This is a genomic window from Cohnella sp. SGD-V74, from assembly GCF_003001675.1.
In the GTDB taxonomy this organism is placed as follows: domain Bacteria; phylum Bacillota; class Bacilli; order Paenibacillales; family Paenibacillaceae; genus Cohnella.
Genome location: NZ_PVYW01000001.1, coordinates 253,630 through 272,658 on the forward strand (window position 1 = coordinate 253,630; position 19,029 = coordinate 272,658).

Annotated in this window: 18 protein-coding genes; 2 read left to right on the forward strand and 16 right to left on the reverse strand. The window is 57.1% G+C overall.

Annotated features, from left to right (window positions below; all coding sequences use genetic code 11):
- Window positions 1–15 precede the first annotated feature (15 nt).
- The 4 genes from B0G52_RS01205 to B0G52_RS01220 are packed head-to-tail and all read right to left on the reverse strand — an operon-like array spanning window position 16 to window position 4,636.
- Complete coding sequence (locus tag B0G52_RS01205; RefSeq protein WP_094041682.1) at window positions 16–1,491, reverse strand: Na+/H+ antiporter subunit D; 1,476 nt, start codon at window positions 1,489–1,491, stop codon at window positions 16–18.
- Window positions 1,484–1,822: a Na(+)/H(+) antiporter subunit C gene (locus B0G52_RS01210; RefSeq protein WP_094041683.1), complete on the reverse strand. Its 339-nt coding sequence runs from the start codon at window positions 1,820–1,822 to the stop codon at window positions 1,484–1,486. The genes B0G52_RS01205 and B0G52_RS01210 overlap by 8 nt, the downstream gene beginning before the upstream one ends.
- Window position 1,823: 1 nt before the next feature.
- Window positions 1,824–2,246, reverse strand: a complete 423-nt coding sequence (locus tag B0G52_RS01215) for a Na(+)/H(+) antiporter subunit B (protein ID WP_094041684.1) — start codon at window positions 2,244–2,246, stop codon at window positions 1,824–1,826.
- Window positions 2,243–4,636, reverse strand: a complete 2,394-nt coding sequence (locus B0G52_RS01220; protein WP_094041685.1) for a Na+/H+ antiporter subunit A — start codon at window positions 4,634–4,636, stop codon at window positions 2,243–2,245. Before B0G52_RS01220 ends, B0G52_RS01215 begins: the two co-directional genes overlap by 4 nt.
- 307 nt (window positions 4,637–4,943) lie before the next feature.
- Between B0G52_RS01220 and B0G52_RS01225 the strand changes: the two genes are divergently transcribed.
- On the forward strand, window positions 4,944–5,603 hold the full coding sequence (locus tag B0G52_RS01225) for a universal stress protein (RefSeq protein WP_094041989.1): 660 nt from the start codon (window positions 4,944–4,946) through the stop codon (window positions 5,601–5,603).
- Window positions 5,604–5,658: 55 nt separating this feature from the next.
- On the opposite strand, the gene B0G52_RS01230 is transcribed toward B0G52_RS01225, so the two are convergent.
- Together B0G52_RS01230 and B0G52_RS01235 are read right to left on the reverse strand one after the other, a co-directional pair.
- Entirely contained in the window at window positions 5,659–5,880 is a 222-nt protein-coding gene (locus B0G52_RS01230; RefSeq protein WP_094041686.1) for a hypothetical protein, read from the reverse strand.
- Between the two features lie 134 nt (window positions 5,881–6,014).
- The gene (locus B0G52_RS01235; protein ID WP_094041687.1) at window positions 6,015–7,406 is read right to left on the reverse strand and encodes a class I SAM-dependent rRNA methyltransferase; all 1,392 of its coding nucleotides are present in this window, start codon (window positions 7,404–7,406) and stop codon (window positions 6,015–6,017) included.
- A 70-nt stretch (window positions 7,407–7,476) separates the two neighbouring features.
- Here B0G52_RS01235 and B0G52_RS01240 point away from each other — a divergent pair, with 70 nt between their 5' ends.
- On the forward strand, window positions 7,477–8,457 hold the full coding sequence (locus B0G52_RS01240; protein WP_094041688.1) for a Na/Pi cotransporter family protein: 981 nt from the start codon (window positions 7,477–7,479) through the stop codon (window positions 8,455–8,457).
- A 150-nt stretch (window positions 8,458–8,607) separates the two neighbouring features.
- Here B0G52_RS01240 and mtaB read toward each other — a convergent pair whose 3' ends face one another.
- The 10 genes from mtaB to hrcA form a co-directional block, all read right to left on the reverse strand.
- Window positions 8,608–9,954: a tRNA (N(6)-L-threonylcarbamoyladenosine(37)-C(2))-methylthiotransferase MtaB gene (mtaB, locus tag B0G52_RS01245; RefSeq protein ID WP_094041689.1), complete on the reverse strand. Its 1,347-nt coding sequence runs from the start codon at window positions 9,952–9,954 to the stop codon at window positions 8,608–8,610.
- Complete coding sequence (locus B0G52_RS01250; RefSeq protein WP_094041690.1) at window positions 9,947–10,732, reverse strand: 16S rRNA (uracil(1498)-N(3))-methyltransferase; 786 nt, start codon at window positions 10,730–10,732, stop codon at window positions 9,947–9,949. Before B0G52_RS01250 ends, mtaB begins: the two co-directional genes overlap by 8 nt.
- Before the next feature lie 84 nt (window positions 10,733–10,816).
- Window positions 10,817–11,479: a site-2 protease family protein gene (locus tag B0G52_RS01255; RefSeq protein WP_094041691.1), complete on the reverse strand. Its 663-nt coding sequence runs from the start codon at window positions 11,477–11,479 to the stop codon at window positions 10,817–10,819.
- Window positions 11,476–12,465, reverse strand: coding sequence for a 50S ribosomal protein L11 methyltransferase (prmA, locus tag B0G52_RS01260; protein WP_094041692.1), 990 nt, complete (start codon window positions 12,463–12,465; stop codon window positions 11,476–11,478). Before prmA ends, B0G52_RS01255 begins: the two co-directional genes overlap by 4 nt.
- A gap of 819 nt (window positions 12,466–13,284) precedes the next feature.
- Window positions 13,285–13,590: a hypothetical protein gene (locus tag B0G52_RS01265; protein ID WP_094041693.1), complete on the reverse strand. Its 306-nt coding sequence runs from the start codon at window positions 13,588–13,590 to the stop codon at window positions 13,285–13,287.
- Window positions 13,591–13,595: 5 nt separating this feature from the next.
- A complete protein-coding gene (locus B0G52_RS01270; RefSeq protein ID WP_094041694.1) occupies window positions 13,596–13,739 on the reverse strand; it encodes a YfhD family protein in 144 nt (47 codons plus the stop codon).
- A 380-nt stretch (window positions 13,740–14,119) separates the two neighbouring features.
- On the reverse strand, window positions 14,120–15,241 hold the full coding sequence (dnaJ, locus tag B0G52_RS01275; protein ID WP_094041695.1) for a molecular chaperone DnaJ: 1,122 nt from the start codon (window positions 15,239–15,241) through the stop codon (window positions 14,120–14,122).
- 88 nt (window positions 15,242–15,329) lie between these two features.
- Window positions 15,330–17,177: a molecular chaperone DnaK gene (gene dnaK / locus B0G52_RS01280; protein ID WP_094041696.1), complete on the reverse strand. Its 1,848-nt coding sequence runs from the start codon at window positions 17,175–17,177 to the stop codon at window positions 15,330–15,332.
- A 65-nt stretch (window positions 17,178–17,242) separates the two neighbouring features.
- Entirely contained in the window at window positions 17,243–17,833 is a 591-nt protein-coding gene (grpE, locus tag B0G52_RS01285) for a nucleotide exchange factor GrpE (RefSeq protein WP_094041697.1), read from the reverse strand.
- Between the two features lie 51 nt (window positions 17,834–17,884).
- A complete protein-coding gene (hrcA, locus tag B0G52_RS01290) occupies window positions 17,885–18,910 on the reverse strand; it encodes a heat-inducible transcriptional repressor HrcA (RefSeq protein WP_094041698.1) in 1,026 nt (341 codons plus the stop codon).
- Window positions 18,911–19,029: the final 119 nt, after the last annotated feature.

Genomic DNA, 19,029 nt, shown 5'->3' on the forward strand with positions numbered 1-19,029 from the left:
CAACCGTCCGTATCCCTATGATAGTACCGCCTCGATATAGATGGACGGATCCACGAGCGGTTCGACGGCTTGACGAACGTAAGCCAAGATCTCCTCCGCGCCCAGACCGAAGCCGACAACGAGAGCGGCCAGAATCAAGCTCGGCAGCAGCGCTCCCTTGCCCGTCGACTTCTCCTCGCCTTCGCTCAGAAGCGTCTCTCCCCAGAAGCTGTTGATGAACACCTTCATGACCGAGTACAGCACGAGCAAGCTTGACAGCAGACCGAGGGCCACCAGGACGAACGCCTTCGCCTGCACGCCGCCTTGGAGAATCATCACTTTGCCTACGAAGCCGCTGAGCGGCGGAACCCCCGCAAGAGCCAGGGCGGACAGGAAGAACAGCCAGCCGAGTATCGGACGGAAGTGGATGAGACCGCTGATCTCGCGAAGCTTGTCGGTGCCTGCGATGCTGATGATCGCCCCCCCGAGAATAAAGATCAGCGCCTTGGCGATCATATCGTGGATCAAATAGTAGACGGCCCCGCTCAAGGCGGCTTCCGAAGCGACGCCTACGCCGAACAGGATAAAGCCGACCGACACGATGACGTTGTAAGCCAGAATCTGCTTGATCCGCCAGTAGGCGATGACGCCCAGCGCTCCGAGGAGCATCGTCAACCCTGCAAGCCACATCATGATTTCGTGCGTGATTTGAGGTTGATGGGGGAAAATCAGCGTAAATGTGCGTATGATGCTGTAAATGCCCACCTTGGTCAGCAGAGCGGCGAACAGAGCGGCGATCGGCGCCGGCGGCGCGCTGTACGATCCCGGAAGCCAGAAGAAGAGGAACAGCGCGGACTTCAGCCCGAATACGGTAAGGAACAGCAGCGAGACCGTCGTCGTGAGACCGTCCTGTCCGAGCTCGGCGATCCGCTGGGCGATGTGCGCCATGTTGAGCGTTCCGGTAATCGAATACAAATACGCGATGGCGATGACGAACAAGCTCGACGCGATAATGTTGATGACGATGTACTTGATTGTCTCCCGCAGCTGGATTCTGCCTCCGCCCAGGCTGAGCAAGACGTAGGAAGCCAGCAGCATCACTTCGAAGAAGACGAACAGATTAAAGATATCCCCGGTCAAAAACGAACCGTTAACTCCGCACAGCAAAATCATCATAAGCGGAAACGCGTAATTTCTTTTGCGCTCGTCGTCGAGCGCGTGAAAGGCGTAGAGCAGGCAGGCGAGCGTCACGACGGACGAAATGGTGACGAGAATGGCCGCCAGCATATCCGCGACGAGCGGAATGCCGTAAGGCGCTTCCCAGCCGCCCACGTGCAGCACCTGTATGCCGTCCTTGGACACGGTATGCGCGAGCAGCGCCGAGAAGATCAGCGTGGCGAGCGTCCCCGCGGTCGCCAGCCCCATCTGGAGCCGAATGCGGTAACGGACGAAAAATAGCAGCACGCCGAACAGCAACGGCGTGACGATCGGTAACACGGCCAGATTAGTCATTTTCTTGTCCCCTTAACTGCTCCACATCGTCCGTGCCATGCTCTTTGTAAGTGCGGTAAGCCAGCACGAGAGAAAATGCGGTAAGCGAAAAGCTGATCACGATGGAAGTCAGAATGAGCGCCTGCGGCACGGGGTCGGTGTAGCTCTCCGCTTCTTCCCCGAGCAGCGGGGCGGCGCCGCGTTTCAATCCGTTGATCGCCATGAGCATAATATGGACGCCGTGCGTAAACAACGACATCCCCATAATGATGCGCAGGAGGGTTTTGCTTAAGATCAGATAAGTGCCGACGGTGAACAGAACGCCTGCGGTAATCGTCATTAAAGTTTCCATATTACATATCCTCGCTAATGCTTCTAATAATCGTCATCGTCGTGCCGATAACGGCCAAGTAGACGCCAAGATCGAATACCAGAGCGCTGCCGAGGCCCGTCTTGCCCAGAAGTGGCAGATCGACGTACCGGTACACCTGGGTCAGGAACGGCACGTCCGCCACGATGGCCCCGATGCCGGTCAGCAGAGCCATCAGAACGCCGATCGCTCCGATCACCTTGAAGTCTACCGGAATGATTTCCTGGATCGTCTCCACGTCGAACGCCACGTAGAGCAGCATCAGCGCAGACGCGGTAATCAAGCCGCCGATGAATCCCCCTCCGGGGTTATGGTGCCCGGCAAACAAAATGTAGATCGAGAACGTCATGATGATAAATACGAGCACTTTGGCCGCCGTCTGCAAAATCAAATCCGAGAATTTCAACGCTTTTCCCTCCTCGACTTGCGGAGATTGATCAGCGTATAGACGCCTATGCCCGCGGTAAACAGAACGACGCTCTCCAGCATCGTATCGAAAGCGCGAAAGTCGACGAGAATCGAGTTGACCATATTGCGGGCTCCCGAAAGCTCATACGAATTCAGGAAGAAGTGCGAAATCGGCTTGAACGGATTCGTGCTTTGCGCCGAAATTCCGATCAGGGTAAACACCGTCCCGACGCCGATGGAGATGAGCAGGTTGGACACCTTCACGCGAATTCGGACGACTTCCGTCTTCAGCTTCGGAAGGAAGTAGAAGCACAGCAGGAACAGAGCGGTCGTGATCGTCTCCACGACGAGCTGCGTAAGAGCCAGATCCGGCGCCCGGAAAATGACGAACAGCAGCGATACCAGATAACCTACCGCGCCCACCCCGATGATCGACGTCAGCCTGGAGTTGACGAACAGGACAAATCCGGAAGATACTGCGATGGATACGGCCAGCAGGTACTCGTGCCATTCGATGACCGCGTTGGTGGACGGGTCGATGGCGAACGCCCGCTGAAGCAGGAACGAGCCCCCGACGACGATGATGACGAACGTGAAAATGTAACTGAGATAGCTGTGAAGAAAACCGTTCATATAGAAGTTCGTAACCCGGGCGGACAGCCGCTCCGCTCCCGTTAATCCCTTGTCGTACATATGGTTGAAATCGAACTTGCGCGGCAGGTTGTAGTAGATGTCCGACCACTTCTTGTACGTCTTGTACAGCAGCGACCCCATCACGACGATGCCGACGGTCATGAACAGCTCGGTATTGAAACCGTGCCAAGGTTTGATATCGACTTCGAAAACTTCTCCCGGCTGCAGCAGGCTCGGCAAGACGGAGCGCATCGCCGGCTCCAGAAGGGTGTAGGAAATCAGATTCGGGAAGAAGAAGATCACGAGCACGAGAGTCGCCAGCACGATCGGAGAAACCAGCATGCCGGCAGGCGCTTCGTGCGGCTTCTTGTCCAGACGCTCCGGACGGTAGGTGCCCGTAAACGTCTTGAACACGAACACGAGGCAGTACACGAAAGTAAATACGCTGGCGAGCCAGGCGACGATCGGCAGCAATACGACCCATTGATCGATATGCTGGTAGGCGGTAAGCACGCCTGTGAAGAACATTTCCTTGCTCAGGAAGCCGCTGAACGGCGGAAGACCCGCCATCGACAGGCCGCCGATGATGGTCAAGGAGAACGACACCGGCATGAGGCTCAGCAGACCGCCAAGCTTGCGGATATCGCGGGTTCCCGTCTCGTGGTCCAATATGCCGACGACCATGAAGAGGGAGCCTTTGAAGATGGAGTGATTAAACAGATGGAAGACGGCCGCCAAGATGGCGCCCGAGAACAGCATCGCCTGCGCTTCGTAATTCGTATGCAGCGCGAGCGATCCGATGCCCAGGAGCGACATGATCAGACCGAGCTGGCTGATCGTCGAGTAAGCCAGCAGCGCCTTCAAGTCGAACTGCCGGATCGCCATGAACGCGCCCCAGAACAAGGTTACGATCCCGATGATCGTAATGATCCAGAACCAGCTCATATGTCCTCCGAACACCGGGGTCATGCGCGCGACCAGGTACACTCCCGCTTTGACCATCGTCGCGGAGTGCAAATACGCGCTGATCGGCGTGGGAGCTTCCATCGCGTCCGGAAGCCAGATATGGAACGGAAATTGAGCGGATTTCGTAAACGCGCCGAGCAGCACCAGCAGCATCGCCGGAATGAACAGCGAATCGTTCACGATGACTTCCTTCATGGCGACGATCTCGCGAATGCTGAACGTCCCCGCCGCCGAACCCAGCATCAGGAAGCCGAGCAGCATGGCGAATCCGCCCGTCACGGTGATCAGCATCGCCTTTTGCGCGCCGTAGCGGGATCTTTTTCTCTGGAACCAATAAGCGATAAGCAGGAAAGACGAGACGCTCGTCGCCTCCCAGAACACATACAGCACCATGAGATTGTCGGACAATACGATTCCGAGCATCGCTCCCATAAATACGAGCAAATAGATATAAAAATTATGTAACGCTTCGCGCTCTTTGGACATGTAATATATGGAGTATACAATGACCAAAAATCCGATGCCGGTAATGATGAGAGCGAACAGCATCGATAGTCCGTCCAGGTGCAGATCGAAGCGGATGCCTAACGAGGGAATCCAGGATAAGGATTGGAACAAGGGGGCCGAGCCTGAACGAAGCGGAAATTGGGCGGCAAAATAAACAAACAGCAGCAACGGAACGATAAGGACGAACCAGCCCGTATGAACGCGGGGCAGCTTCTTGAAAAATAGAGGCACGAAGACGGTGTACAGAAAAGGAAGCAGCACAGCAAAATGCAACAGCGACAACTTGGAACCTCCTACTTGTACTGTGATTTATGCAGACTGCTCACGGAAACGCATGGCCGATCGGAAGAACCGGACGGGTCCCCTGAGCAATTTGTCTTATTATCCTCCCGATTTCATGATTGATTCACAGAAATACGGCTATCCTAGTAACAGTGACTGTAATAGTAACAGTATACACTAAACGCATTGACAGAACCAAACAAAAAATGTACGCTGTATTCAATGTCCGGATGCGACTCGACGTTCTGGATATCACCCGGCATTAAAAGTTCAGACGAGGTGAATCGTTAAATTGAAGAACGGAAGAATGGATGAGAGCATACTCGTATGCGTCTATTACGGCCCCAATGGAGAGCGATTGATTCGCAGAGGCGGTAAGCTTGCCAATATGCTGGACTGCCCTCTCTACGTGCTGACCATAGATCCGCTTCCAGAAGACGAGCTGGATATCGAGAAAATTCATTTTATCGAACAATGGAAAAAGCTAGCAAGCGAGCACGGCGCCGAACAATTCATCGTAAAATACAACGAGTCCCGACCGGTAGCCAAAGTCATCGGCGAAGTGGCCAGGAAAAACAATATTACGCAGCTCATCATCGGACAAACCGCCCAGAGCCGCTGGAAAGAGATTACCAAAGGATCTCTGATCAACGTATTGCTTAACGAGGTTCCTTTCGTCGATCTTCATATCATCTCCGTCTCGAGAGAACTCGCGAACCAGGACGGCTTTTTCGAGAAAGGCATTCGCGCCTATCTCAAGGAAGACCGCGAAGGATACAGGCTCTGCTTCAATCATACCCAGAGCGACGTTTACGAAGGCATCTTCTTCAAGGAAGTCGGCACCGACTTCAACAACGGCGTATTCAAGTTCATGATGAACAATTGCATGATCGAAGTGCAAGTCGTGGACGACTACGTCAAAGACTTCGAGAAACAGACCACGTCCCATGCCGGCGTGAAGGAATAAAAAAAAGGCCTTGTTCTCTCCGGGAGAACAAGGCCTTTTTTGCTTGCTTGCGCGATTACGAAATATTCATGTACCATTTCGTGCCGTCGTCGTATTTGAAAATCGCCGCGTCCGACCACAGCTCGATATAGCTGACGTGCTTCCAGCGGCGACGAAACTCCAGATCGTCGGCCATCGCCCGCATGCGCGTATTAAAACGGCTGCGGCTGCTCGACGTCTTTGCCCGATTCTCGAGCGGAACCGCCCGTTTGCCGAACAGGATCACTTCGTGCACCATGCTCAACCCTCCCGTTTCCTTGCCTCTGACACCATCATAAAACAGAGGCGTTAGGAATGTTCCCGAAACGGCTTGAGTTCATCCGGCAGTTTGCTAACATTTCCTTAACAATTCCGCAGGGGCGGCGGCAAGCTTTACAGCTCCTTGCGGCTGCGAACCTCGAAAATGCCGAACTTCAAATAATTGCCCTCATCCACCCCGGCGAGCTGCGGATGATCTTTGCCGGCCCCTCTCCACTCGACGCGACGAATGATTTTCCCCGCATCCTTGGCCGCCTCCTGGATCGTCTCCATGAACAGGTCGGGCCGGACGTGGTAGGAACAGCTGGCGGTGACCAGGTAGCCGCCTTCGTTCAGCAGCTTCATCGCATGCAGATTAATGTCTTTGTACCCGCGGCATGCGGCTTCGACCGCGCGCTTCGTCTTCGCGAAAGCCGGAGGATCGAGGATGATGACGTCCCACGTCCGCCCTTCCGAGACGAGCGGCTTGGACGTATCCACCTTCACACCGGCCGCCTTGGCGTTCGCCCTGGCTTGCCGCTCGTCGCGGCCTGCGACTTGCTGGCGCAAATATTCGAAGGCGTCGGCCGCGACGAACTCCACGCGATCGGAGAAGCCGTTGATCTCGACGTTGTGGCGGGCGGTCTGCAGCGCATGCTCCGAAATATCGAGGCAGGTCACCTTCTTCGCTCCGTAAGCGCACGCATGCAGCGTGAAGCTGCCCGTATGCGCGAAGCATTCCAACACCGTCGCGCCGTCCCAATACGGGAACGTGACGATATTGCCTTTCTCGTTCACCGGTTGCAGGCTTTTGACGCCGTCCTCGGACTCCGTCTCGGCCAGCTTGATGCCGCTGCGCGCGCCCCAGCCGAGCATAAGCGGCTTGACGGACGCCCGGTTTTCCCGTTGATCGAAGAAATAACCGGTTTTCTGGCCCTCTTCGATGTCCACCTGGACGCGAAGCCCGTTTTCCTCGATCTCCACGTGTCTCGGGCAGTCCCCGTACAGCACGCCCTTCCTTTCTTCCAGTCCCTCCAGTGTTCGTACTCCGACGTCGCTGCGCTCGTACACGCCTTGCGGCTTGAACACGTCGATCAGCGCGGGCAGCCACGCCTCCTTCGCCGTCTCCATGCCGAGCGACAGCACCTGAACGACCAGCACGCCGCCGAAGCGGTCCACGACGAGCCCGGGCAGGAAATCCGCCTCGCCGTACACGAGACGGCAGGATTGCTCCGCTCCGACGAAACGCCGGCGATGGGCAAGAGCGCGTTCGAACCTGTTCCGGAAAAACGCCTCGTCCATCCGCTCCAACGAACCGTAAGCGACCAGCCGAACCGTAATTTGCGATGCGGGGTTCCAGTAGCCGGTGCCGAGCAGCTGCCCGCGGTGATCCTTCACTTCCACCAGCTGTCCGGGCGTCGGCTCCCCTTCCGTCTTGGCGATCTCGTTCGCGTAAATCCACGGATGTCCCTCTTCCAGACGGGGCCTCCTGCTTTTATTTAACCATACTGACGCTTGACTACTCATTGGCCAACCACTCCTTGTCCGATCATAAACTTGTCCTCTTGCCGCATAGGGTTAATGGGAGGTGCGTAACATGTTTGCTCAACTGATCGTCCCGTCTTTGCTCGGGTTCGCGTTATTGCTGTCTGGCATGAAGGTTATGGAAGCTTCATTGGAGCGGTGGGCGGGCCACCGGCTCGTCTCCTGGGTATCCAGGTCCACCTCGACGCCGCTTAGAGGCTTCGCCGTAGGCACCGTCGCATCCGCGCTCTTGCAGAGCAGCACTGCCGTCACCGTACTCACCATCGGGTTCGTCAACGCGGGCTGGCTTACCCTTGCCCGCAGCTTCGGCATCATCCTCGGCACGAACGTCGGCACCTGTTTTACGACCGAGCTCATGAGCCTTCAGCTCCATAAATACGGCATTTACTTCCTGGCCTTCGGCGCCGCCGGCTGGATCGTCTCCTTCGCGGCCAACGAAATGCGGGACGCCTCTTCCGCTCCTCGCCGCATCGTGGGCCTGCGCTACGTGTCCGTTGCGGCAGGCGGCTTCGGATTGCTGCTGGTCGGCTTTAAACTGCTGCAAAGCATCGGGCCGGCTCTGCGGGACAACGGCTATTTCGAAGCTTTGATGCGCCATACGTACGACAATCTGATGTGGGGCGTCCTCGGCGGAGCCGTCATTACGGCGCTCGTCCATTCCAGCTCGGCGGTCATCGCCATGTGCATGGGGCTAGCGGCCGCCGGAGCGATCTCTCCCGAAGCCGGCATCGCCATCGTGCTCGGCGCCAACGTCGGCACCTGCTTCACCGGGCTTGTCGCTTCGCTCGGCGGAGGCCCCGGCGGCCGCTTCGTCGCCTTGTCGCAGCTTGCGCTTAACGTCGGCGGCGCCGCCCTGTTTTATCCGCTCATCGGCGCGCTTCACGGCGCGGCCGCCTGGATCGCTCCCGGAGATCCGTCCGCCCAGATCGCTCACGCCCAGACGATCTTTAACGTGCTATGTTCCATGATCGCCCTGCCGCTTGCTTACTTGCCCATCTGGAGACGCGGGGCTTCCGACCCGACTTCCGCTTAGGCGAGGAAGTCCCTGAATTACTCCTTCTCCGTCGTCCGCCCCTTCTCCTCTCCGTTTTCTCTCTTATGTATGCGAAAAAAAGATTTCACCGCAAGGCGGAAGCCGGCACGCCCGCCTGCCCTACGGTGAAATCTTCGGTTCCGACTTCGATTAAGCTTGCATAGCCACCGGCCTGGAGCCGGAGTCCAGCACTTCGAGCAGCTCGCCGCGGCATTCGTTCACGCCGGATTCCGTAACCCGAACGCGGCACAGCTTGCCGATGAGGGACGAATCTCCCGCGAACTCGACTTGCAAATAGTTGTCCGTATAGCCGGAGATCGTGCCGTTGTTGTCGCCTTTGGCGTTCCGCTCCGGAATAACCTCGAGCACCTTGCCGACCCACTCGCGGCCGTACTCGGCCTGCATGCGCTCAGACAAATCGATCAATTGGTGAACGCGTTCGTGCTTCTCGTCCTCGTCGACCTGATCGTCCATGCGCGCGGCCGGCGTTCCCGTCCGCTTCGAATACGGGAATACGTGCATTTCCGCGAACTTCATCTGTTCCATGAACCGGAAGCCGTTCTCGAATTGCTCCCGGGTCTCCCCCGGGAAGCCTACGATCACGTCGGTCGTGATGGCGACGCCCGGCATCGCTTTCTGGATCAGGCGGATTTTCTCGGCGTACTCGGCTGTCGTATATTTGCGGCGCATTCTTTTCAGAATTTCGTCGTCGCCAGCCTGCAGCGGGATATGCAGGTGACGGCACATTTTGCGCGAGCTGTTCAGAATGGCGATCATCTTCTCGTCGATCTGGCTCGCTTCGATCGAGCTGATGCGAATGCGCTCCAGACCGTCGATCTTGTCGAGATCAGCGAGCAGATTGGCCAGACGGTAGTTCTCCAGATCGTCTCCGTAGCCGCCGGTGTGAATGCCGGTCAGGACGACTTCCTTGTAGCCCGCGGCGACAAGCTGGCGCGCCTGCTCCAGCACGCTGTCCGGCTTGCGGCTGCGGGACAGGCCGCGGGACCACGGAATGATGCAGAACGTGCAGAAGTTGTTGCAGCCTTCCTGGATTTTCAGGAACGCGCGCGTCTTCTCCGTAAAGCTCGGCACGTCCAGCTCCTCGAACTCCCGCGTCTTCATAATGTTGCGAACGGCGTTCACCGGCTTGCGATCGTTCTGAATGTCCGAGATGAACGTCATCAGCTTCTCGCGATCCTGCGTCCCGATGACGAGATCTACGCCCGGAATCGCCATGATTTCCGCAGGGGAAGTCTGGGCGTAGCAGCCCGTTACCGCGATGACGGCGTCCGGATTGCGGCGCACGGCGCGGCGAATAATTTGGCGGCTCTTCTTGTCCCCCGTGTTCGTCACCGTACACGTATTGATCAAGTAGACGTCCGCCGTCTGCTCGAAGTCGACCTGCTCGTACCCTTCGTTCTTGAACAGCTGCCAGATCGCTTCGGTATCGTAAAAGTTGACTTTGCAGCCAAGGGTGTAAAATGCCACGCTAGGCATCGTTGTTTCCTCCTAACTCTCCGGACTCGTAAGCGAGGCAGGCCAGCGCGTACAGCGCCGCCGTCTCCGTCCGCAATATTCTTCTGCCCAGACCGACCGGTTTGGCTCCGGCGGCAAGCGCCGCTTCCGCCTCCTCCGGGGCGAAGCCGCCCTCGGGACCGACGACGACGAGCACGCTGGGCGACGCCGGATTACCCGGTTCTCGCTCCCGCCGGAAAGCAATCAGCGCATCCTTCAAGCCGATGCCGGAACGGCCTTCTTCCTCGTAGCAGAGCAGCACCAGGTCATACTCGGCGAACTTCTGCAGCAGAACCTTCCACGAGCTGACCGCCTCGATCCGCGGCACGACGCTGCGATGGCTCTGCTCCGCCGCTTCCTTGGCGATTTTCCGCCAACGCTCGATTCGCTTGGCCTCCTTGCGCTCGTCGTACTGCACAACGGTGCGCCGGGACAAGAACGGCAAGAAAGCAGCCGCCCCAGCTTCGGTTCCCTTCTGGATGACCGTCTCCAGCTTGTCTCCCTTCGGCAAGCTCTGGGCGACGTCAACCTTCCAGCTCATCTCCGCGGACACGGCCAGCTCTTCGATAATATCCGCTTGCACTTTATGTTTATCCACCGACGCAATCCGCGCCACGACATCGCGTCCGCTTCCGTTGCAGGCTACGAAACGGTCTCCCGGCTTCGCCCGCATAACGGCCGCCGCATGGCGCGCGTCGTCGCCTTCCAGCGTGACGGACCGTTCGTCCATCTGCGCCTCCGGCACGAAATAACGCTGCATTCCGCCTCTGCCTCCCGCTCGCTCCAAACTCCAACCTTCATCATACCGCTTTCGGGCTATTTTCGCCACCGTCAGATCCAGGCATTAGAACACGAGCCCGAGCAGCCACTGCATCCCTTGCACGATCGGCGATCTCAGCTGCATCAACTGCCCGATCGTCGCTTCGCGAAGCGGCGGAACAAAGACGACAATCAGGAACCCGAACGTAATCCACTGACTGTTCTCCTGAATGACCATTCTCGTCTTCAGAGGCAGGAACTCCTCCGCGATGCGATAGCCGTCAAGCGGGGGCACCGGGAGCAGATTGAACAGGAACAAGGCCAGATTGATGCTCAGCCAGTAATTCAGGAAAGTCAGTATATTGTTGAAAAAGTCCGGCGAGGCCTTATCGAAAACGTTCAACGCCCCGAGCAAATAAAAGACGAACAAAAGTAAAAAAGCAAGCAGCAAATTGCTGATCGGCCCCGCCGCCGTCACCATGATGTTCATCTGACGCGGGTTCTTGAACCTGCTTCGGCGAACCGGAACCGGCTTCGCCCAACCGAATCCGGCGATGACGAGAAACAGCATCCCGATCCAATCCAGATGGGCGATCGGATTCAAGGTCACCCGCCCTTCGCGGTAAGCCGTATCGTCCCCGAACTTCCACGCCGTCCAGGCGTGGGCGAATTCGTGCACGCTGAACGCGATCAGCATGATCAGGATGATGATCGGCAGATGCTCGATCGGAAACCAGAAAAAGTTCACTCAACCTCCCCCTTCGGCTTGCCGGCGACGAACGCCACCCAATCTTCCTGCCTTAGCACGTCGACGATTTCGAAGCCTGCGGCGAGCAAGCCGGCCTCGACGGCCTCTTCTTTATTTTTGAAAATGCCGGAAGCGATATACAGGCCTCCCGGTTTAAGCACGTCCATGACATCGGCAATGAACAGCAAAATGATCTCGGCGAGAATGTTGGCGACGACGAGATCTACCGGAGGCTTTACTCCGTCTGCCTGCCGCTGCTCCCCCTCGCTCTCCCTGAGCACGCCCAGCAGATCGCTGAGTCTCACCTCGACCTCGTTCTCGTAGCCGTTCAGCTCGATGTTTTCCTTCGCGCATTTGACCGCTACCGGGTCGAGATCGAGCGCCAGCACCTTGTCCGCGCCCAGCTTCATCGCCCCGATCGCCAGCACGCCGGAGCCGGTGCCGACGTCGATGATCCGCTCTCCTCCGTCGATCGCGCTTTCCAGCGCTTTCAGGCAGAGCGACGTCGTCGGATGCGTTCCGGTGCCGAAAGCCATTCCGGGATCCAGCTCGATGATGAGCTCGCCTTCCTTCGGCTCGTACTCCTCCCACGTCGGCTTGATGACGAGACGCTCGGTAACGGCTACCGGCTTGAAAAACTGCTTCCATGCATTCGCCCAATCGTCCTCGTGGACCGAACCGATATGCACCGTAAACTCCCCGGCGTCGTATCCGTATTCCGGCAGCCCTTCAAGCAGCGTCTTCAACTCGCCCGCAATCGGCTCCATCTCGTAATCTTCCGAAAAATAAGCCTTGTACAGCGCATACCCCGGCCGTATATCGTTCAGCGGCGTATCGTATACCTCGCCGTATTTCGTATCCCGCGGCTTATCCGGCGACCAGGCCTCTTCGACCGATACGCCCCCCGCCCCCAATTCCGTCAAATAGTGCGTCACCATTTCCTGGGACGATTCCGTCGCCAGAACGGTCAATTCATGCCAGCGCAAATCCGTTCCTCTCCTTATCGCAGCTCAATGAATCCCATTATACACGCACTGTTTTGCCGGATGCAAAACAATCTCCTCCCCTCTCCCTTTATCTCCGTTATCTCCGTTATCCCCTTCGCTCAGTCTTGCTCCTCGCCGCCGCCCTCCCTTTTCTCCCCGCTTTTGTCGATATCCCCTTCGATCAGTCGCGCTCCACGTCTCCTCCGCTTATGGCCACTATCCCCTCCGCTCAGTTGCCCTGCCGATCGATCCACCGCACTCTCTTCGTCCTCTCCTAGCATTCCTTTTCAAGCTGCCTTTTGCCGTTATCCCTTTTGTTCAGGACTCCTCCTTCCGCTCCTTCTCGTCTCGTCCCGTCCTCTCCTCTCCTCTCCTCGTCCCTATGTCCATTATCCCGCTCGCTCAGTTAACACTGACTTCTATCCATCCGCACCTCTCTCCGAACCTTGCAACTACTCTCTCAAGCCTCTTTTAGCCACTATCCCTTTCGTTCAGAAGCACATCTTATCCGCCTACTCCCTAACTATCATGATGAAAATAGGAGCCATTAAGAGCGATCCGACAAGTTCGACCATAACAGCGTGAGGTGATCTATTCCCCCACTGCCATTCTGAGTCGAGGGGATAATGGCCATAGACGCGCAGATCTGCATACTTTCGCATTGTCGTTCTGAGTGACGGAGATAATGGCCATAGCGGCGAAAATGGAGGTAGACATACTAACGTGTTGCTATTCTGAGCGAGAGGGATAGCGGCAAAAGGGGGGACGAGGAGGATGAGAAGGGCGCACACTGCTTAGCCGTGTACGCCCGGGGATCAATCAGTAGATTACACCGCCGGCTTGACGGATGACGGTGCGCGCTTGGTCGGCTGCAGCAGCAGGGACGATGGCGGACAGCGTGAATTCGGCATCTGCAGCGGAGGCGGCCGCGTCAGACGGTGTGGCGATGACGCCGAGATCCGACCCGACCTCGGCGCTCCACGCCTGGCCCCCGGAAGAAGCCGCAGCTCCCGCGTTCGCTCGCTCCAGCCGGAAGCGGTCGCTGCGAAGAGCGGACAGCTTGCGGATGACCGATTCCGCTTGGTCTTGAGTCTCGAATCTGGCTTGCAACGGTTCCATATCCACGCGGCTCACTCTCCTTGCTCTCCGGCAGCTCGCCGATCAGCCGCCTCAGCTCGCTCCTGCGCTTTTTTATCGTCTCCGTCAGCTAGCTCCTCCGAATATTCCACATCTTCCGCCTTGGCGACCGGCAAACGTTCGCGTTCTTTGGCCATAAATCAACATCCTCCTTATCGGTTGCTCCGCGGCAGCAATGCGCATCGCAATTACTCCAATAGGTTTTCCCGGGCCTTCGCACTTATACTATAAAAAACTGCGGCTGACCCATTCGCGTACAAGGACACGTAACATTGAAGTTCTTCGCAAAACGAGTTGTTCTAAAAAGTCGCGTATCGTCTCCCCCATGGTGCTCAAACGAGGGTATTGTTCTAAAAAGTCGAGTAACGTCTCCCGATTGGCGGTCGAACGGAGGGGGTTGATCTAAAGAATCGCGCATCGGCACTCCAGGCTAGGATCTGGCGAAGGCTGTGTGTCAATTGAGCAGTGGCAGAAAAAAAACGGCCGCCAGCGTCAGGCTGGTCGGCCGTCGTTGCTTTTATTCTCCAAGAATCGCGCGCTTCATCCGCTCGAAAATGTTTTTGCTCTGCTCGTGCGTAGACTCGCCGCTCTTGGACGCGAACTCCCGAAGTAGCTCCCGCTGGTCTTCGCTCAGGTTGGTCGGGGTGACGATCGTCACCTTCACCTGCTGATCCCCTTGCCCGTAACCGCGAAGCTTCGGAACACCCTTGCCCTTAAGCCGGAAATACGTGCCGGTCTGAGTGCCGGGAGGAATCTTCAACTTGACCTTCTCGGACAAGGTCGGAATTTCGATCTCGTCCCCGAGCGCCGCCTGCGTAAAGGTCAACGGAATTTCGCAGTAAATGTCGTCGCCTTCCCGTTCGAAGAAGTCGTGGGATTTCACGCGAAGAACGATGTAGAGATCCCCCGAAGGGCCTCCGCGCAACCCGCCTTCCCCTTCGCCGCTTACGCGCAGTTGGGCTCCATCGTCGACGCCAGCGGGAATTTTGACGTGGATTTTACGTTGTTTCTTGATTTGGCCGCTGCCGCCGCAAGTTCCGCAGCGATCTTTAATAATTTTGCCTCGTCCGGAACATGCGGTACATGCCCGACGATTCACGATGCGTCCGAACGGCGTATTCTGCGCCACTTCCTGCTGGCCGGAGCCGCGGCAGACGGAACACGTTTCCGGCTTCGTGCCGGGCTTGGCGCCATTTCCGTGACACGTGTCGCACGATTCGGTCCGCGGAATCGTGATGTCCATCTCTTTGCCGAACACCGCTTCCTTGAATTCGATCGTCATCGTGTATTGCAGGTCGTTGCCCCGCTGCGGCGCGTTCGGATCTCTCCGGCCTCCGCCGCCTCCGAAAAACATATCGAATATATCTCCGAAGCCCCCGCCGAAATCGGCTCCTCCCGCTCCTCCGAAACCGGCGTTCGGGTCCTGGTGGCCGAACTGGTCGTAACGCGCGCGCGCCTGATCGTCGCTCAGTACGTCGTACGCTTCTTTCACTTCTTTGAATTTCGTTTCGGCGTCGGGCGCCTTGTTGACGTCAGGGTGATACTGCCGAGCCAGCTTGCGATAAGCTTTCTTCACGTCGTCCGCGGAGGCGTTCTTGGAAAGCTCCAGAACTTCGTAATAGTCTCTTTTGTCCGCCACTTCTCTCCACCTCCTCATGAAGGAAAGTCAAAGCGATTCCGCATTGCTGGGGAATCGGCTTTGACTTTCCGTGTATGCGGCATCCGAATTATTTCTTGTCTTCGTCTACGACTTCATAGTCCGCATCGACGACGTTGTCTTTGGCCGGACCGGAACCGGCGGAGCCTGCGTCCCCTGCTTCTTGACCCGGCTGCGCCTGCTGCGCGGCCTGCTCGTAAAGCTTCACGGACAGCTGCTGCACGATTTCGGTCAGCTCTTCGGTCGCTTGATTGATCTGTTCAAGGTTATCGGATGCGACCGCGGTTGTCAACTTCTCTTTCGCTGCGTTCGCCTTCTCGATTTCGCCCGCGTCGACTTTGTCGCCGAGGTCCTTGATCGTCTTGTCGACGCTGTAGATCAGTTGGTCCGCGCTGTTCTTCGCTTCGACCAGCTCGCGGCGAGCTTTGTCCTCTTCCGCGTGCAGTTCCGCTTCCTTCTGCATGCGCTCGATGTCTTCTTTGCTCAAGCCGCCGGAAGAAGTGATCGTGATTTTCTGCGTTTTGCCGGTCCCCTTATCGAGAGCGGATACGTTAACGATACCGTTCGCATCGATATCGAACGTCACTTCGATTTGCGGCACGCCGCGAGGCGCTGGTGGAATTTCGCTCAGAACGAAGCGGCCGAGCGTCTTATTGTCCTTAGCCATCGCACGTTCGCCTTGCAGGACGTGAATTTCGACTTGCGTCTGCATGTCGGCGTAAGTCGAGAACACTTGCGATTTGCTCGTCGGGATCGTCGTGTTGCGATCGATCATTTTCGTCAAGACGCCGCCGGCCGTTTCAATGCCGAGGGACAGCGGAGTGACGTCGAGCAGCACGACGTCTTTGACTTCGCCCGTCAATACGCCCGCTTGAACGGCAGCGCCGAGAGCAACCACTTCATCCGGGTTAACGCCTTTGTGCGGCTCTTTGCCCGTCAGCTTTTTGATCGCCTCTTGGACGGCAGGAATACGCGTGGAACCGCCGACTAGAACGACTTTGTCGATGTCCGCAGGAGACATGCCGGCATCCGACAACGCTTGGCGGGTAGGCGACATCGTGCGTTCTACCAGACTAGCCGTAAGCTCGTCGAACTTCGAACGGCTCAGGTTAAGCTCCAAGTGCTGCGGCACTCCGTCTACAACCGTGATGAACGGCAGGGAGATCGTCGTGGAGACGACGCCGGACAGCTCCTTCTTCGCTTTCTCAGCCGCGTCCTTCAGACGTTGCACCGCCGCTTTGTCCTTCAGCAGGTCGATGCCGTGCTCTTTTTTGAATTCGCCGGACAGCCATTCCATGACCGCTTGGTCGAAATCGTCGCCGCCGAGGTGGTTGTCGCCGCTCGTCGCTTTAACTTCGAAGAAGCCGTCGCCGAGCTCCAGAATACTGACGTCGAACGTGCCTCCGCCGAGGTCGAATACGAGAATCGTTTGATCCTCTTGCTTCTCGAAGCCGTAAGCGAGCGCGGCAGCCGTAGGCTCGTTGACGATCCGCAGCACTTCGAGGCCCGCGATGTTGCCCGCGTCCTTCGTCGCTTGACGCTGGCTATCGTTAAAATATGCAGGAACGGTAATAACCGCTTGCGTGACCGGTTGGCCTAAGTATGCTTCTGCGTCGGCTTTGAGCTTCTGCAGGATAATCGCCGAAATCTCCGGCGCGGAGTATGCTTTTCCTTCGATCGTTTCCTTGTGGGTCGTTCCCATGTGGCGCTTAATGGAACTAACCGTGCGATCCGGATTCGTAATCGCTTGACGCTTCGCAGTCTCGCCTACGACGCGCTCTCCGTCTTTCTTGAAGCCGACGACGGAAGGGGTGGTGCGGTTGCCTTCCGCGTTAGGGATAACGACGGCTTCGCCGCCTTCCATGACCGCGACGCACGAGTTCGTCGTACCGAGGTCGATTCCGATTACTTTACTCATAGCTGGGTGTTCCTCCTTTGATATAAGTGCACGATCGACTTTCCTCTCTTGCGAAGGAAGCCGTGCTAACCGCTGACTTTCACCATTGCCGGACGGATGACTTTCTCCTTGAGCATATAGCCGGTCTGAACGACCTCGACGACGGTTCCTTCCTCATGCTCGTCGCTCTCCACACGCATGATCGCCTGATGCAATTCCGGATCGAACGGCTGCCCTACGGCATCCATCGGCTTAAGGCCTTCCGCTTCCAGCACCTGGGACAGTTGACGGAATATCATATCCACGCCCTTGGCGAAAGAATCGGTTCCGCCTGCCCCTTCGCCCGCTTGAAGCGCGCGTCCGAAGTTATCCAGAACGGGCAGCAGCTGCGTAATCAGCTTCATGGAAGCGTATTGCGCGAGCTCCTCTTTCTCCTTCTGCGTACGTCTGCGGAAGTTATCGAAATCGGCTTGCGCGCGCAAATAACGACTATGATGATCATCGGCCAAACGTTCTAGTTCGGCGATGCGTTCGCTTTCCCCGGTTGTCTGTTCCTCGGCTTGCGGCTCGTCGCCGGAAACGGCCGAATCGTTCGTTTCGATTACGTTGTCCTGTTCCAAAACCTCTTCCTGACGCTCATCCATGTTCGCAGACTCCTTCGTTTCGTTCGTACTCATGTACGATTCACCTCCTTACCGTGCCTCCCGATTTCGGGGGCTATGCAACCTTTATTTATGCCAGCGGGACATCAACTGGACGATATCCTTGGATAAATAATCAAGCAAGCCGATGACCTTCGCGTACTCCATGCGGGTCGGACCCAGAATGCCGATCGTGCCGAGCGACTGTCCGTCGAAGGAATACGTCGCGGTAATCAAACTGCAGTGATTGATGGCCTCGTGCGCGTTCTCCGTTCCGATCTTCACCTGGATGCCTCCCGGATTGGACTGGAACAGCTGCACGACGAGCGGAGTTGCCTCCAGCATGCCGAGAATCGACTTCGCCTTGTCGACGTCCTTGAACTCCGGTTGGGTCAACATGTTGGACGCGCCGCTCAAAAATACTTTCGGTTCCTGCTTCTCGTTGATCGTCTGTTCAAGCAGCGCCAGAATTTCCTCGAATCTCTCCACATAACGACTGAGCTCCTTGGCGATCTCGCTGTGCAGAACCGACTTGACCTTGTAGAACGGCACCCCGGCCAGCTTGTCGTTGAGCAGGTTCACGGTTTTCGTCATATCGTCCATCGTGATGCCTTCCGGAATGGAAATCGTCCGATGCTCGACGTGCCCCGTGTTCGTTACGATAATCGCGACCGCGGAATTGTCCGTCAGCGGAATCACCTGAAAATGCTTCAAAGCCGTATTGAACATCTCCGGACCGAGCACGATCGAGGTGTAATTCGTCATCTGGGACAAAACGGTCGCCGCATGCTCGATAATGCCTTCCCAATGCGTCATTTTCTCAGCGAAAAAAGAACGAATCATCCGCGCGTCCCGGTCCCCGATCTCGCCCAAGGTAACGAGATGATCCACGTAATAACGGTAGCCTTTAATAGAAGGGATTCGGCCCGCGGAAGTGTGCGGCTGCTCAAGCAGCCCCATCTCCTCCAGATCCGCCATCTCGTTGCGGATGGTCGCCGGACTGAAAGACACGTCTCCGCGCTTGGAGATGCTGCGGGAACCGACCGGCTCCGCAGAACGGATATAATCGTCGATAATCGCATTCAGGATCATGCGTTGGCGTTCGCTCAGCATCCGAATCTCCTCCTTGAATTGGCTTTCCCGTTATCGTTAGCACTCAATTACGACGAGTGCTAAAGGCTACTACAAAAATACCAAACCGAAGGCGGTCGTGTCAAGGACGTTCCCGCTCG

What these genes read in the sequence shown, in the direction of transcription:
- B0G52_RS01205 (WP_094041682.1), bottom strand. Translation starts at nt 1,491, where the DNA reads ATGACTAATCTGGCCGTGTTACCGATCGTCACGCCGTTGCTGTTCGGC.
- B0G52_RS01210 (WP_094041683.1), bottom strand. Translation starts at nt 1,822, where the DNA reads ATGGAAACTTTAATGACGATTACCGCAGGCGTTCTGTTCACCGTCGGC.
- B0G52_RS01225 (WP_094041989.1), top strand. Translation starts at nt 4,944, where the DNA reads ATGGATGAGAGCATACTCGTATGCGTCTATTACGGCCCCAATGGAGAG.
- B0G52_RS01230 (WP_094041686.1), bottom strand. Translation starts at nt 5,880, where the DNA reads ATGGTGCACGAAGTGATCCTGTTCGGCAAACGGGCGGTTCCGCTCGAG.
- B0G52_RS01235 (WP_094041687.1), bottom strand. Translation starts at nt 7,406, where the DNA reads ATGAGTAGTCAAGCGTCAGTATGGTTAAATAAAAGCAGGAGGCCCCGT.
- B0G52_RS01240 (WP_094041688.1), top strand. Translation starts at nt 7,477, where the DNA reads ATGTTTGCTCAACTGATCGTCCCGTCTTTGCTCGGGTTCGCGTTATTG.
- mtaB (WP_094041689.1), bottom strand. Translation starts at nt 9,954, where the DNA reads ATGCCTAGCGTGGCATTTTACACCCTTGGCTGCAAAGTCAACTTTTAC.
- B0G52_RS01250 (WP_094041690.1), bottom strand. Translation starts at nt 10,732, where the DNA reads ATGCAGCGTTATTTCGTGCCGGAGGCGCAGATGGACGAACGGTCCGTC.
- B0G52_RS01270 (WP_094041694.1), bottom strand. Translation starts at nt 13,739, where the DNA reads ATGGCCAAAGAACGCGAACGTTTGCCGGTCGCCAAGGCGGAAGATGTG.
- dnaK (WP_094041696.1), bottom strand. Translation starts at nt 17,177, where the DNA reads ATGAGTAAAGTAATCGGAATCGACCTCGGTACGACGAACTCGTGCGTC.
- grpE (WP_094041697.1), bottom strand. Translation starts at nt 17,833, where the DNA reads ATGAGTACGAACGAAACGAAGGAGTCTGCGAACATGGATGAGCGTCAG.
- hrcA (WP_094041698.1), bottom strand. Translation starts at nt 18,910, where the DNA reads ATGCTGAGCGAACGCCAACGCATGATCCTGAATGCGATTATCGACGAT.